The organism is candidate division WOR-3 bacterium, from assembly GCA_016867815.1.
Lineage (GTDB): Bacteria > Hydrothermota > Tepidihabitantia > Tepidihabitantales > Tepidihabitantaceae > UBA2258.
The window spans coordinates 40,584-54,986 of record VGIR01000010.1; the positions used below are offsets into that span (position 1 = coordinate 40,584).

At 62.2% G+C, this 14,403-nt stretch carries 11 protein-coding genes; 8 read left to right on the top strand and 3 right to left on the bottom strand.

Annotated features, from left to right (window positions below):
* Positions 1 to 579: 579 nt before the first annotated feature.
* A complete protein-coding gene (locus FJY68_02870; protein MBM3330779.1) occupies positions 580 to 1,926 on the top strand; it encodes an MFS transporter in 1,347 nt (448 codons plus the stop codon).
* 89 nt (positions 1,927 to 2,015) lie between these two features.
* Here FJY68_02870 and FJY68_02875 read toward each other — a convergent pair whose 3' ends face one another.
* Positions 2,016 to 2,786, bottom strand: coding sequence for a hypothetical protein (locus FJY68_02875; protein ID MBM3330780.1), 771 nt, complete (start codon positions 2,784 to 2,786; stop codon positions 2,016 to 2,018).
* A gap of 36 nt (positions 2,787 to 2,822) precedes the next feature.
* Positions 2,823 to 6,383: a hypothetical protein gene (locus FJY68_02880; GenBank protein MBM3330781.1), complete on the bottom strand. Its 3,561-nt coding sequence runs from the start codon at positions 6,381 to 6,383 to the stop codon at positions 2,823 to 2,825.
* A gap of 340 nt (positions 6,384 to 6,723) precedes the next feature.
* On the opposite strand from FJY68_02880, the gene FJY68_02885 reads away from it, so the two are divergent.
* From FJY68_02885 to FJY68_02915, 7 genes are all read left to right on the top strand, one after another.
* Positions 6,724 to 7,863: a hypothetical protein gene (locus FJY68_02885; protein ID MBM3330782.1), complete on the top strand. Its 1,140-nt coding sequence runs from the start codon at positions 6,724 to 6,726 to the stop codon at positions 7,861 to 7,863.
* A gap of 90 nt (positions 7,864 to 7,953) precedes the next feature.
* Positions 7,954 to 8,667, top strand: coding sequence for an HNH endonuclease (locus FJY68_02890; GenBank protein MBM3330783.1), 714 nt, complete (start codon positions 7,954 to 7,956; stop codon positions 8,665 to 8,667).
* A gap of 90 nt (positions 8,668 to 8,757) precedes the next feature.
* Positions 8,758 to 11,322, top strand: a complete 2,565-nt coding sequence (locus tag FJY68_02895) for a hypothetical protein (GenBank protein MBM3330784.1) — start codon at positions 8,758 to 8,760, stop codon at positions 11,320 to 11,322.
* Between the two features lie 3 nt (positions 11,323 to 11,325).
* Complete coding sequence (locus FJY68_02900) at positions 11,326 to 12,093, top strand: class I SAM-dependent methyltransferase (protein MBM3330785.1); 768 nt, start codon at positions 11,326 to 11,328, stop codon at positions 12,091 to 12,093.
* A gap of 9 nt (positions 12,094 to 12,102) precedes the next feature.
* Entirely contained in the window at positions 12,103 to 12,666 is a 564-nt protein-coding gene (locus FJY68_02905) for a GNAT family N-acetyltransferase (protein ID MBM3330786.1), read from the top strand.
* 5 nt (positions 12,667 to 12,671) lie between these two features.
* Positions 12,672 to 13,136: a hypothetical protein gene (locus tag FJY68_02910; GenBank protein ID MBM3330787.1), complete on the top strand. Its 465-nt coding sequence runs from the start codon at positions 12,672 to 12,674 to the stop codon at positions 13,134 to 13,136.
* A 194-nt stretch (positions 13,137 to 13,330) separates the two neighbouring features.
* Positions 13,331 to 13,510, top strand: a complete 180-nt coding sequence (locus FJY68_02915; protein MBM3330788.1) for a hypothetical protein — start codon at positions 13,331 to 13,333, stop codon at positions 13,508 to 13,510.
* Positions 13,511 to 13,802: 292 nt separating this feature from the next.
* Here FJY68_02915 and FJY68_02920 read toward each other — a convergent pair whose 3' ends face one another.
* Positions 13,803 to 14,051, bottom strand: coding sequence for a hypothetical protein (locus FJY68_02920; protein ID MBM3330789.1), 249 nt, complete (start codon positions 14,049 to 14,051; stop codon positions 13,803 to 13,805).
* Positions 14,052 to 14,403 lie beyond the last annotated feature (352 nt).

The window sequence follows — 14,403 nt, forward strand, 5'->3', positions numbered from 1 at the left end:
CTTGCCTACCGGTCAGCTTCCCGTCCGGTCCGGCCCACCGCACCGCTTGGGACACCCAGGAGAACTCGTCGCGGGCGCTGCCCGTTAGCCCCAAGCCAGTTTCACCCCAAGCCCCGCACCTTAGGGGTTCCACCCCTAAGGGCGTGTTGAGCCGACACGAACAGCTCCCTGCGAGGACGCAGAGCAGCGCTCCCTTTGGTCGTCGCACGTGCACCTGTCACCCCGTTGGGGTGAAACTCGCCTCAAGCTGTCAGCCGTTAGCCGGAAGCCGTTGGCCCTCCGCCCTCGCCGATTTGCATCCCGCCCATCAGCAGGCAATCCCGATAGCCGCGAACTGACCACGGCCGCACCATTCCGGACCCGGCTGCGTCTAAGATAGCCGAGAGCACGGTAGCTCGGTATCAATAAACGGCTCGGTCATAGACATTGTCGTGATACTGGGTTACGCGTGACTCTCTTTTCATTCCATCGGCAGCAGCGCCCGGTCTGCCTGCCGCCACCGACGACAATCCATCGCTCAGAGCCGTCGAGGCTTCGCGCTGCGGTTTACAGGGCGACGCGCGGCTGTAGAATACAGCCTTGCCGGACAAAGACCCGAACCAACCACCGACAGATCCGCGGGTACAGCCACCGTTTTCCTCAAAGGAAAGCGGTAGCAGTCCCCACAGGCCCGGGCTCGAGCTAGTCGAGGAGGAGGTGGCCCGCGCCTCGGGCGCGGCCCTGCCCCCCACCTTTGCCGCTTTCGCGCACCGGAACTACCGGCTCTACTGGTTCGGCAACCTCACTTCCCTTACCGGCACCTGGATGCAGAGCATAGCCACCGGCTGGCTGGTACTGCAGTTGACCAACTCTCCGTTCTTTGTCGGTCTGAACTCGACCCTGGCCTGGCTGCCGGCCTGGATTGTCTCTTTGCCGGCCGGGGCCATGGCCGACCGGTTCGACAAGCGGAAGCTGATGATCGGCACCCAGTCGGTGCTGGCGCTGCTCGCGCTGGCGCTGGCCGTGCTCTACTGGACCAAAGTGCTCACCATCTACCACGTGCTGGTGCTTTCCTGCCTGTCCGGGTTCGCGGCCACGCTCAATGCCCCGATTGCCCAGTCGCTGATCCCCGACCTGGTGGAGCGGAAGAACGTCCTCAACGCGGTGGCGCTCAACTCGGCGATGTTCAACTCCGCCCGGATCATCGGCCCGTCGATTGCCGGCGTACTCATCGGTACCATCGGGCCGGGCGGCTGCTTCGGGATAAACAGTGCGAGCTTCCTGGCGATCATCGTCGCGCTCTGGTTGATTCGTCTGCCTCCCCCCCAGCCTCACGGCTCCGCAGAGTCGGTGGGGCAACGAATAATGACCGGGCTGCGGTTCGTTCGCGGCCACAGGGACATCCGGACGCTCGTCATCATGATGGCGGTATTCAGTTCGTTCGGGATCGTCTACCTGCCGCTGATGCCGGTCTTTGCCCGGGACGTCTTCCACGCGGGCGCGCGCGGCTATGGGGTGATGATGACGTGCATCGGCATCGGCGCGGTCATCGGCGGCCTGACCCTTGCCACAGTCAGCAGGACGAAACACAAAGGCCGCATTCTCGTGTTCGGCACGCTCAGCCTCGGCATCTTGATAATCGTATTCTCGTTCATACGTGACTTTCGCCTGGCCCTGCCGGTGATCGTGCTCATCGGCTTCTGCCAAACTTCGATCGCCTCGCTCACCAACACGCTGGTCCAGACCCTGGCCCCGAACCATATCCGCGGCCGGGCCCTGAGCGTCTACATGTTGGCGTTCAACGGGATGTTCCCGGTCGGGAGTTTTGTGGGCGGGGCGATTGCGCAGAGGTTCGGCGCACCCGCGGCGACTATCGTCGGCGGGTGCGCCGTACTAGTCAGTCTGGCGGCGGTATCGGTCCTGGCGCCGTCGGTGCGAAGACTGTAGTGGTCCAGCGGTCATGTGGTCCAGTGTTCCGGTGGCGGACACGGACACTTGATCACTAGATCACTGGATCACTAGACCACTTACTCGGTCTACTCCAGTCCTTTGAGTTGGTATCCATACCACGTCCCGTCCGCGCCGTCAGAGCCACCGTCGGCATCCTCGGCGATCCAGAGCATGTCATTGGCCCACGACAGTGAGAACCCGAACCCGGACCGGGGCAGCGCGAACTTGCTGACGTACTCACCGTCGATGCCGTAGACGAGTATGTCGGTGTCGCTGTCCGGCGCCCAGACGAACAGGAACTTGTCCGACGCGGCAATCGCATAGGAGTAGCCGAGGTCCGTGGTCGAGTTGTAGCTCGACAGCTCGAAGCTCGTCTCCTCTTCGCCGTCGCTATCAAAGACCGTGACCGTACCGTCTTCCAGCTCGTAGAGCTTCTCGCCGTCGGGAGACATCGCCACCGAACTCTGGTCCTCGGAGAAAATGCCCTCCTTGTCCTCCACCGTGAACTCGAGGTCGAGGTCTGCCAAGTCCAGCGACGTGCCGTAGGGCTTGACGTAGAGCTGCTCTTCGGCCGGGCTGTAGAGAATCGCCCGCCCGTCCGCGCCCATGCTGTAGCTCTCTTCCAGCGACCCGGACTCATCGTACTTGTTGAGGTTAGAGTATTCGGTGTTGCCCCCGTTGATGGTGTAGTAGTAGTCTCCGTCCCAGGTCAGTCCCATGTTGTGGTAGAAGACGTGGTCGGTGAATTCCATCTGCTGGACCGGCGTCACTTTCGTGCCGCCGACCTGCTTCTTGGCGCCGGCAGCGCAGCCGAGTACGACGAGCGCCACCAGACTCAGTCTCAGCATTCCCTTCATCTTCCTCTTCCTTTCTCCTCCGGGCCCTGGCCCGGGCTATCTGAACATCACTGACTTGCTGTTAGCCGTACCGGCACTGGTCTCGAGCCGGTAGACGTATACGCCGTTAGACGCAGTCGCGCCGGCCGCGGAGCGCCCGTCCCATGTGGTCGAGTACGCGCCGCGTCGGTAGAAGCCATCCGCCAGCACTCGCAGTGTCCTGCCAGACACGTCGAGCACCGACAACCGGATGCGCCCGTCCTGCGGCAGAGCGAAGCGAAGCCGCGCCTGGTCGCGCACCAGGCTGGGGGCTGCCTGCAACCCCACTCGCATGATGTCGCCGACGTTGACTGGCCCGGACACGGCGACCGAACGGTCGAACCAGGACTGGGCCGAATCCGCGTGGTCGAGCAGTTCCTGCTCGGAGTTGCCGCCGACGAAGGCGAAGGCGACGAATGCCCGGCCCTGCACCTCAAGATCAAACGGCCCGGCCGATACCATACAGGACCAGTTGCGGGAGCCGTTCGAGTTGGGCCGCGATATCGCGCCGCGCAGGAAGCTGTCTTTCACCGCCTCGGTGATCATTCCGGATGGCACCAGGTAGACGTTGTGGTCGATTGCCGACAGATTGGCCGCGACTTGCGGCGACAGCAGCTTGATGCCGACCGCGTAGTTGTAATCCCCCGACTGAGTCATGTAGGTGAAGCGGCGCAATGTGTCGGTGTAGACGTCATTCGAGGTCTCGTTGTTGACGTCGAAGTCGGAGAAGATGCCGGCGTGGACGCCGTTCACCGGCGCCGAGCCCAGGTTATCGACTCTATAGGTCAGGACCACGAAGTCACGGAAGCCGGAGTCCGGGACCGATGCCGACCACTGAGCTACGGTCAATCCTTTGGGCGTGGCGTGGGCGCTGTCGTCAATCACTGCCTGGTACTCTTGGCCGCCGGTAAGAGGCGGAATCACCGCGTGCAGTGTGTCGACCGCTCGCCAGTCCGCCTGAAAGGTCGAACTGGGGTGGCCATACCAGCGGTCAACTACGTAGTTCGGGCCGTTGCCGCAGGCGAAACTGGTGAAGTAGATCGATCCGTACGGCGCGTTGCGCGGGTACTTCAGCCCTGACCCCTCGTTGTACGGCCCGAGCGTCCCGATTGAGCCCAGCGAAGTGACGGAGAGGATCATGTCGTTGTTCCCGTGGTCGGCCCAGAGCTTCCTGGCCGGCGGCAGGTCACCGATGCGGGTCTCAAAGAACGGTTCCCAGTAGCCTTGCGTAGCGGTGCAGGCCGCAATCATCTCGGCCAGGGTGCCGGGGGGCGTCGTATCCGAAGCCGTAACCCGGAACCGGTCGCCTTCGACCGTGGCCCCGGCCGCGATGGTGCCGTAGCTCGAAGTCGAATCGACCCGGGTCACATACGGGCAGAACGTTCTCAGGACCGCGTTCGTCCCGGTCGCAGCGACTGCGCCCTCGTTCTTGACCGAAACGTACAGGTCAACTGTCTCTCCCGGGTCGAGCCGGCCGTTGCTGTCATCGATACGCAGCCCGGCAAAGACCAGGGCCGGGCGGTTGGAACTGCCGCGCACCGGCACCAGCCCGTCGTACGGATAGAAGTTCTGCGCGCTGGCCGACAAGTCCAGGTTACCTGTGGTCGTCGGGGCGACCAGTAGGTCAACCCATCCCTGCGAGTTGGTCCAACCCCGAGCGTAGGTCTCGGTGCCTTTGCTCAGGCAGACCAGCGCACCCTTGACCGGCGTGCTGCCGTTCTTGACCGTGATGCGCACCACCTGGGTCCCGGTCGGCACTGAGTCGGGCTTGGTCACAGCCAGGGTACCGGGCTTCTCCGACCAGACGTGGAGCGTCGGGTCGCCGAAGAGGTTCAACTCAAACACGCACCAGCGCCAGACCTCCTGGTCCATGGCGAGGCTGCGGAAGTAGTCCTTGGACATCATCCCCAGCGTGCCGAACTGGGTGGCCGCGCCCTGCAGGAAGTATCGATAGAACTGGAGGTCGAGGAGTTCCGACGGCCCGATAGCCGGCGGGTAGCCGAACCCGTAGCGCGAGTTGAGCATGCAGGCTACGCACCCGCCGTTCGGGGCTTTGACCAGGGCCTCGGCCAGGCATTCGTCGTTGTCGAACCAGCCTGACATGCAGGCTATCGAGTTGACGAAGTTGAGCCTGGTCAGCCCGTTGGTCAGCCCGGCGACCTCGTAGTCGTCCATCACCGAGAAAGTGCTGGGATTGCCGTGCGCGGAGACGTGTGCGAGTTGGAACCCGCTGCTCATCGAATCCGCGTAGACGCCCGTATTCGGGTCCTCGAGGTGGGCGTGGGTCCAGCCGGACGGGAACTCGTCGGCGATGATGTGGTTGATGACCTTGCCGTGGTAGGGGTCGAAGAGCATCGTCGAGCCGTAGAGCACCCGCTTCAGCCGGGTAGTGTCCTGGTGCTTCTCGAACATCGTGTCCTTGGCGAAGAAAGTGGCCACGTGGGAGGCATTGTCGATGGGCGTCCGGCCGATAAGGACGTCATAGAAGAGATCGACCGAGTCCTCCATCTCGCCGAAGAGGTCGTTGTTGTTCGAGTCCCAGGAGTGTTGCAGGTCTGCATAGTACATGTCCGACGCGATGTCTTCGGTAGTACCCTCGACCGTCAGCCGGCAGGTCCGCACCGGCACGATGCCGTCGTCGCCGCCGATGAGTACCCACTTGAGCCCGTGGTTCTGCCAGTAATCCTTCACGCAGTTGCGGATCTTCTCCTGGTTGTCCCGCCCGGAGTAGGAGGAGTAGATAGACTCGGTCCTCATCACCACGGTCTTGATGCCGCGCCGGGTCTTCCAGTTCACGAACGGCTGGAAGTTGCCCGCGCGCGCGCTGGAGGTGATGACGATCATGTCGAAGAGCGAATCCATGGTCGGCCTGCCATCGGCGCCCCCGACCGGGAGGCGCGTTGCCGGGGACCAATTCGCCACCGCTTCCGGGTTCGCGACCAGTGGCCTGACGTTCCGGCCCATCAGGTCGACCTGCGACTTGTCCAGGCTCAGGACTTCGTGCCGGTTCCGCTCGTAGCGGACTGCGACCTTGATACGTGTGACCAGTTCAAGCCGCTTCTGCGCTGCCGTGTAGCGCAGGGGGGAAACGTGGACGCCGGCGAGGCGATATCCACCCATCAGCCCTGACCGGGTGAACCGCACCATCTCGGCCGGGTATGACCGGCTGGAAGCGTAGGCACGGGCGTCGGGCGGCACGAATGCCCGGGACGGCTGAGAGAGAATCTCCGGCCGCTGGCTCGGGTGGATGTTGAACTCGCCTGCCAGCGCCTCGGTCGAGACGCTGACTATGTCCACGCCCGTCACCTCGGCGTCGGGAGGAATCGCCACGTTGTACACCGCCAGCGGCAGGTTGGGGTAACCCGGCTCGGACGTCGAGTAGTGGCCGGGCAGCGTGACGACGTCGAAGCCGTTCACCCTGCCGAAGACGAAGTCGTCCGGCTTGAACTCGAACGTCTGGGTCAGGGTTCCTGTCGCCGCACCAGAGCGGGACATGACCGGAATCGGCTTGGCGATTGCGGGCCGTGTCCCAAGCCCCGCGACCATAGCCAGAGCGACAATACGGACGATACAGAACATCAAGAGCCTCCAGTAGCTGGGAAGAGGTTCGCAGAAGCACGAAACGGCGCCCGGCGCGCCTTTTCACCCTAGAGTTTAGCCGAGGACCGGAGTCGGTCAAATCTCGCCCGGCGTTGACCCGCCGACTGAGCCTCGCTGGGATTGTCGCGAGTGAAATGACCGGGTCAGAAGCAGTCCTGAAAGGGCATACGAGAGCCGAACAAGGACGCTCGACATCGTCGCCGCGCGACTTTGCGCGCCCTTCCGCGGACTCCAGTTGACTTCCGCTTCGGCTGAACATAGCATAGAGCGTGGCTGACAGGTAGCGACTCTTGTTTGAGTACGACTCAAGGAGGACGGAATGTTCAGTGCCCTGTGTTTGGCTCTGTTGGCGTACGCGCCGGTTCAATTCCTGCAGACCGAGGTGACGCTTTCGAAAGGCAGTTCCTGGTCACAGGATTTCATTCTAGCACCAGGTGATAGCCTGAAGGTGGACGCCTCGTGTCTGCGCCAAGTCGGCTCGTCGTGCGGATGTCTCGGAGGGCTAGGCGACCTCTTCATGCGAAAGGGCGACAACGTCGGCAGGGCCGTGCTCGCTGAATGGCACGGAGGTATCATCACATCGGTCTATGAGCAGTGCAAGCCCGAGATTCTCTACTACACCGACAAGGGTGGTGCCTTCACACTCTCCATCGAGAATCACTCTGGCCACAGAACGAACCTATACTTCATAACGGCGGCAAGAATCCCGGCGCAGAAGAAGTACGCCGAGTTCGACGCTTCCTTTCGAGCAGACACATCGTACGAAACGACATGGGTCGAGAAACCGGTCTTCAAGGCGTTCCATGACACTGTCCAGGAGCTGAAACGGTGGACCGACACCACGTACGAGACGGTGCTCCAGTCCGTCCTGACCACGGACATCGTCCTTGAAGGCACGCAAATGCTGGAATTCGAGCTTCCCGAGGGCAGCACGGGCGAGTTGGCCTACTCGATGTTCTCCAACGAGGCCGCTCTGAGGCAGAAAAATGAGGAAGTAAAAGGCAGCATCACAACCATGGGCAGAGCGCTCACGCTGGTGAACCCCGCATACGGCTTGCTGGCGGAAGTCATATCGGCGGTGTCGAATCCAGATGGCATGAACTACAGCTACAAGATGTACGAAGGCAGAACGAACTGGCGCGGTGAAACCGACCCTCGGCTCTTTGGGTATGCGACAGGTGTGGCGAATGTGGTCGGCAAAAAAGAGGGCGTCAGGGTTGGGACGCCTTGCGTGCTGACCATAACTGCTGGGTCGAAGAGCCTCGGGCAGGGGGTTGGCGAGTTCTTCGGTGGATCGAAACCGAAGGTCCACATAGACCTTGCCACCAACGTTCTCGAACCGCGCATGGAGAGAAAGTCCGCCCAGGTTCAAGTAGTGAAGGAACGCAAGGAGCAGACCGGGACAAGGAAAGTCCCCAAGGTCGAGTCAAGCGTCACACCGCACCTGCCGTGGAAATAGGAGGTTCCATATCTGAACTCCTGAGAGGAACACGGCTGGCCCGCGCACTCCTGGTCACGTATTCACGTTTTCTCCGCACCCTAGCGGCTGATGTCGGCTGAAGCCTGTATCTACTGCCTTGGCGACTCGTCGCGCTCACGCGCTGCCGAGCACATCGCGCCTGCGAGTCTGGGGTGCGCCAAGACGTTGCCTGCAGGGTACGTATGCGATGACTGCAACAACTACTTCGCAGACATGGACAAGAACTTCGGGCTTCTCAACTGGAATGCACTGTGTCGCGTGTTGGATCAAGTCCCCGACCGAAGAGGAAGGGTACGGAGAAGCATCGGAAGATTCTACTCCCCAGAGAGGGACTACTTCCAGATACAGCTTGGCCCAGCCATAGTACAGCCCGGCGTGACGCAGGTATCCCTCAGTCTCTCGCAACCAAGGGAATTCGACGAGAGGCTGTTCGCGCGAGCCATCCACAAGATCACCCTGAACTGCCTCGCCTTGGAACGTGGGCGACATGAGGCGCTCCATCAGAGATACAATAAGGTCCGGAAGTATGTCAGGTGCTGTGCGAAAGGCGAGTTCTGGCCATACGGGGTGAGGCCGCTGAATTCACTCGGCGATTTCGCTGGCAGGTTCCACAACTCGAAGTGCGGCGTCGTAGCCTACCTTGCGCTCCTGCGGCTCGAGTTTGTCGTATTGCTTGAGGGTTGGTGCAGTGACGCGGAATCCACTATCGAGGGGAGCGATTGGCGCATCAAGCGGGATACAGGACAATGGAACGAGAGTTCCCTCTTGGGCTTGGGGACCTGACCGCTATTGACGGAGTGAATGATACGCATTCCCGGGTCGCCCCGGCTTGACTGTACCCACTGAGCCGGTATCGTGATGACGGAGGTACCTATGTCCAGACGTGTCTTGCTTGCTGTTCTTGCCCTTGCTTCGGCCGCACTCGCCACGCGGATGTGGACCGAGGATGAGATAGAGTCTTTCAACAGTTCGTATCAAGCCGAGTGGTTGCCCCGGCCTGAGAGCCTGCAATACGGCCCGCGCCGGTTCAACTATCTGCGCCAGATCAAGCTGACCTGCGACTTCGTCGCCAGTTACCAGGTGTCGGATTCGCTCTCCGGAGACTTTGGCGGCATCATCGAGGCCGAACACATGCCGACCATCATCGAAACCGACAACACGCAGGAGGCCATCTGGATCTGGTCGCGCTGGTATGAGCTGACCGGTCGGGACGACTACCAGGTGAACATCCAGCGCGCCTGGACCTACGTGATGAACCATCCGGCCTATTGTGAGCACGGCGGCGTCCCCAGCCAGACGTGGTACGCAATCTGGAACTGCGGCCTCGGCTTCATGGCCGAAGCCGAGTATCGCCGCGCCTACGGAGATTCGAGCCACCTTGCCTATGCCGATACGTGCCGCAGTTTCTACCTCGCCAACCCGCTGCCGACGTCAGCCCTGGACTACTTTGTGACCAGCCAGTCATCGGGCATGGCGATGGACTACGCTCGTACCCGCAGCGATGCGGTCCTCCACGACAGTGCGCTGGCGCGGGGCCAGCGGGTCAAGTCGTGGATCGAGGGCGGCGCCGCGAACCGGCTCGGAACTCAGAACTGGGCGATGTGCGGCGGCACGGCTTTCTGGGGCGTGGTTCACACCGTCGGCAAGGAGGACACAGCCGCAGGCAAGCTCTGGGTCCAGACCTACGGCGAGTCTTTGCCCGGGTTCTATCCTGGCGGCTCGTGGAACTGCTCCCACAACATCTGGCTGGCGAACGCCTACCGCTCCGCCGCCGAGCTCGGCCACGACACGCTGAACTGGGTGATGCACCACTATCTCACCGATACGCTGCTGATGCGCGACACCGATGACGACGGCGGAATACCGGCGACGTGGAGCGACCCGGTCACGCAGGACCAGACCTGGGTTTCGACCTACCTCGTCTTCATGGGTATGGATGTATTCGTGACCCCGACCTATGACGATGACCTGTCGCTGCTTGAGTTCACCAGCCCGGACCCGCTCGACATTCACGTGGTCGGCGTTCCCCTGGACGTTATCGTCCCGGCCGCGAACGTTGGCCGCGATGCCACAGACCCTACCTTGGCCATCTTGCGGTTCGAGGGAGTTCCGGTGGACACCTTCGCCGTCGACAGTGTGCCGTTCCTGCAGACTGATACGATTGTGTTCTACGGCGGTGTGCCTCAGACCGGCGGCATGTTCCATTTCAGCGTGAACGTCAGCGGGGATGACAACCCGCTCAACGACACGGCCAGGCTCACTCTGCGCGTCTACGATACCTGCCGCGTGACCGGGACTCTGGTTGACTCGACGTCCGGAGCAGGAATCGTGAGCTGGGTCAAGGCCCGGCTCGGCAGCAGGACCTCGGTCTGGGACTCGGTTCGCACGGACACCAGCGGCCGATTCAGCCTGAAGCTCATCGACAGCATCTTCTCGCTGTCGATTGAGCCGTCGGTGCCCTACTACGCACGATCGTGGAGTTTCGCCATCCGCGGCGACACGACCATCGACCTGCGGACTCAGCCCGCGCACGTGCTGATCGTGAACAATGACACGCTGGAACGCTACGCGAGCTACTACACCAGCACACTCGACACGCTCGGTGTTACCTGGTGCCAGTGGAACCGGCCATCAGGCGGGCTTCTCCCCTATACCGTACTGGACCGGCTCAGGACAAACACGGTCATCTGGTACTCGGGCAACACGAGTAGCGGGACGATTCCGGTCCCGGACCGCGACAGCCTCGCCCGCTACGCGCAGACCGGAACCAACCTGTTCATCACCGGCCAGAACATCGCCCAGGAACTCAGCGGCACTGCCTTCCTCGAAAGCATCTGCGGCTGCCGCTTCGACTCATCCGGCTGGTCGGGGTTCTTCGCGTTCGGCAATCGCCAGGATTCCCTGGGAGCGATCGTAACGGGCACCGCGACAACTGGAGGGAACGGCGCGAGCAACCAGACCTCGCGCGACGTCATCTCGCCGCTGGGCAATTCCTCCGGCTTCATCCTCTACGACTCGGTCAACGTCAGGTACGCGTCCACCCGGCGCCAGATACCGGCGGGCGGCAGGGTCGTGTTCATGGGCCTCGGATTCGAAGCAGTGAACCGTCCCGGCTCCAAGCCGGGCTTCTTCAGCCGCGTGCAGTTGCTGCGCCTCATCCTCGACTGGTTCGGCGTCCCGACCGGAGTTGAGGAACGCCAAATGCCGACCGCCGAACGCCAAGCGCTTGCGGCCACCGTAGTACGCGGCTGCCTGGTGCTCCCCAGTTCGGCATTCGGCGATCGGCGTTCGGAGTTGGTTGATGCCTCTGGCCGCCGCGTGATGCAGCTTCGCACCGGCGCGAACGACCTCGGCCGCCTGCCCGCAGGAGTGTACTTTGTCCGGACCGATTGGGCGGATAGGACCAATAGGTCCTATCGGGTGCTACTGGTGAGGTGACCCATGCCTGAATACGACGCCTATTCGGTCTACTACGACGTGCTCTATGCCGACAAGCAGGAGGACGTGCCGTTCTACCTTGGTATTGCCAAGGAGACCGGCGGACCGGTATGCGAACTGGCCTGTGGGACCGGGCGCGCCCTACTGCCCATAGCCCGGGCCGGGTTCGAAGTGACCGGTATCGATATGTCCCAAGCGATGCTCGACAAGTTCCAGGCCAAGCTCGACAAGGAGCCACGCGAAGTGCAGGCCCGAGTAGCGCTGAAGTGCGCGGATATGCGCGACTATCGCTTCTCGCAGAAGTTCAAGCTGGTCTTCTGTGCGTTCAACTCTTTCCAGCATCTGCTGACCACGGATGACCAGCTTGCCTGCCTGGCCGGCATACGCGAGTATCTGGCGGACGACGGGCGACTCGTGCTCAACGTCTTCGCGCCTTTCCACGACTGGCTGGCCAACGCGAACCTCCACCATGTCACCGGACAGGTAGAACGCGACCCGGAGACCGGCAAGGAGATGATCGTAACCAACATCACCGACCGCCATCCGGAAACACAGACTATGGAGGCCTGCCAGTATGTGGACAGGATACAGCCGGACGGCACCGTGAAGCGCTATCCGGCCAGTTTCACCCTCAGCTGGATTCACAACCGAGAGATGCACCTGCTCTTGAGGTGTGCCGGCTACGAGGTCGTGAACGTCTACGGCGGCTATGACAAGCGCCCCTACGACTACGTTTCCGGTGTCCAGCTCTTTGTGGCAAAGAAGGCCTGAGGACGACAGATGGACAGTGGCCTGCCCGTGATCGAGACTGCCCGACTCACGCTGCGGCCCTTCTCGCTCGCCGACGCAGGACGCGCTCAGCAGATGTGCAATGACTGGGAGATCGCCTCGACCACGCTCGCCATTCCCCATCCCTATCCGGACGGTGCCGCTGAGCAGTGGATCTCTACGCACGCCGATAGCTTCCGGCAAGGTACCGACGTCATTCTCGCCATCACGCTGAGGCCCGGCGGGCAGGTAATCGGCTCCGTGGGCCTGTCAGTCAACAAGAACCACGGACGCGGTGAACTCGGATACATGGTCGCGAAGGAGAGTTGGAACCGCGGCTACTGCACTGAGGCGGCCCGGGCAATGATGAGCTTTGGCTTCAGCACTCTCGGTCTCGACCGCATCCAGGCAGGGCACTTCCCGCGCAACCCGGCGTCCGGCCGCGTTATGCAGAAGCTGGGCATGACGCGGGAAGGAGTGCTCCGGCAATATGTCAGCAATCGAGGAACCCGCGAGGACATCGTCATGTATGCCATACTCCGCTCCGAGTTCGAAGCCAGCGAAAGGAAGCCGTAGACACCATGGCCAGCCGCTCGGCACCGGTAATCATCCAGCTGGTCATCACCTACTTAGTAGTCGCATTCATAGTCCGCGCAATCCGCCGGGCACGCAAGGCGGACAGGCCTCCCTCTGAACCCTCTCGTGGAGACCTCTCTTCTGTGCCCGGTGTCGCACTCCCCACCCATCGTCCCACATCTGCAGCACCTCCGCGTCCCGGTGGGTTCCGTCGCGAGCAACGGACGTACAATGGCGTGGTCTGGCAGCTGGTTCACCGGCCCCACCGCGACCTCTCCCACGCGGCCTCGCGCACGCCCATCGACGAAATCTACGTCGAAGAGCCGCCGCGCTGCCCGAAGTGCGGCCTGGGCGTCATCGAGACTCATGCATGGCTGGGCTACAGGTGGTCCTGCCCGGAGTGCGGCACGCGCTCGCGCAGCCAGGCCAGCATCGAACAGACAGCCCGCATGCTCTCGCGCCAGCGCTGAGCAACCCCGGTCCGGTCCGAGTCAACCGTCGACCCGACACGGCCCCCTTGCCCCTAACCCCTAGCGGCCAACACCCGCTTTGCCGGGCGGAGACATGACCGGAATCGGCTCGGCGATTCCGGATCGTATCCCAAGCCCGCTGCGACAGCCGGCACCCGATACGTGGCAACTGGAACCTCGCGCTGAAGGCGCGATTGTGTCTCGCGAAGTATTTCGCGTTGTTCGTCACGAAGTACCGGCCGAAGCTTCGCGCGCCGGGTGTTCACTTGCGTCAGCAGTCGCGTCTTTCGCTCCATCTCGACCTGAACCTCGACATCAATCTCAACCTCTATCAGTCGCTGCTCCGCGCGTTGCTCACGAAGTTCTGCCAGTAGTTGCTCAAGTTGTTGCTCTCGGCGATGTTCGGTTCGATGTTCCTTGTGTTGGCTTTTGAGTTCTACCTTTTGACTTTTGACTTCTCCTATGGGCTGATGCCACCCCCCAGGCGGCCTGTGGGCCGCCCACTCCCCGGCAGAATTGTGGTCGGAGAGCGGTACACCACTACATGTAGATGGCAATCAGGGCCTTTCCTTCTCCCTCTGCTCCCCGAGGAGAGGGTCGGGGTGAGGAGTCCGTCGAACTGGCGACTCCGCAGGGACAGGACTTACGCACGAGACCGGCTGCGGGCTAAAGCACTCGCACCAGAACTGCGGCGATCACTCTGGCGCTCAGTGCTGAACTGAACCGCAGACTCAAGGCGCGGCTCAAGGCCGGACTCAACTCGCGGCTGAACGCGCAAGTCAAGCCGGAACTCGCTGCGCGACTCGCCGCCCGGCTGATTGCGGGACTGAGCACGGCGTTGACGTCCTGACTGACGGCGGCGCTGAGTTCCCTAGTCCAGGCGCGATTGGCCGCGTCGTTGAGCCCTGAGCTCATTGCTCAACTGATGGGAGAGCTAAGTCCTGGAATGACGGCCACATTGATGACGGCAGTGAGTGCGGCCTTGAACCCAGCGGTCACCCCCGGATTGACCCCCCTATTGCCGCTGCAAGCGCCGGGCGGCACATAGGGTATCAGACCATGGTCTGTGATGGTTCTCACCCAGGAAGACAAGCTCCCTATGACGTATTCCCCTTTGGCAAGCGTATGAATATGTGAGAGGGGCCGGCCCGGGCACATCGTGACCCCCTTTGCGCATTGCTGCTACGATTGATGTTACCTGACGATCAACCAGCGCGTCAAGGTCGAGCGCCGGGAGCAGGAGTATGCGCTGGTCAATCCCTGGCGC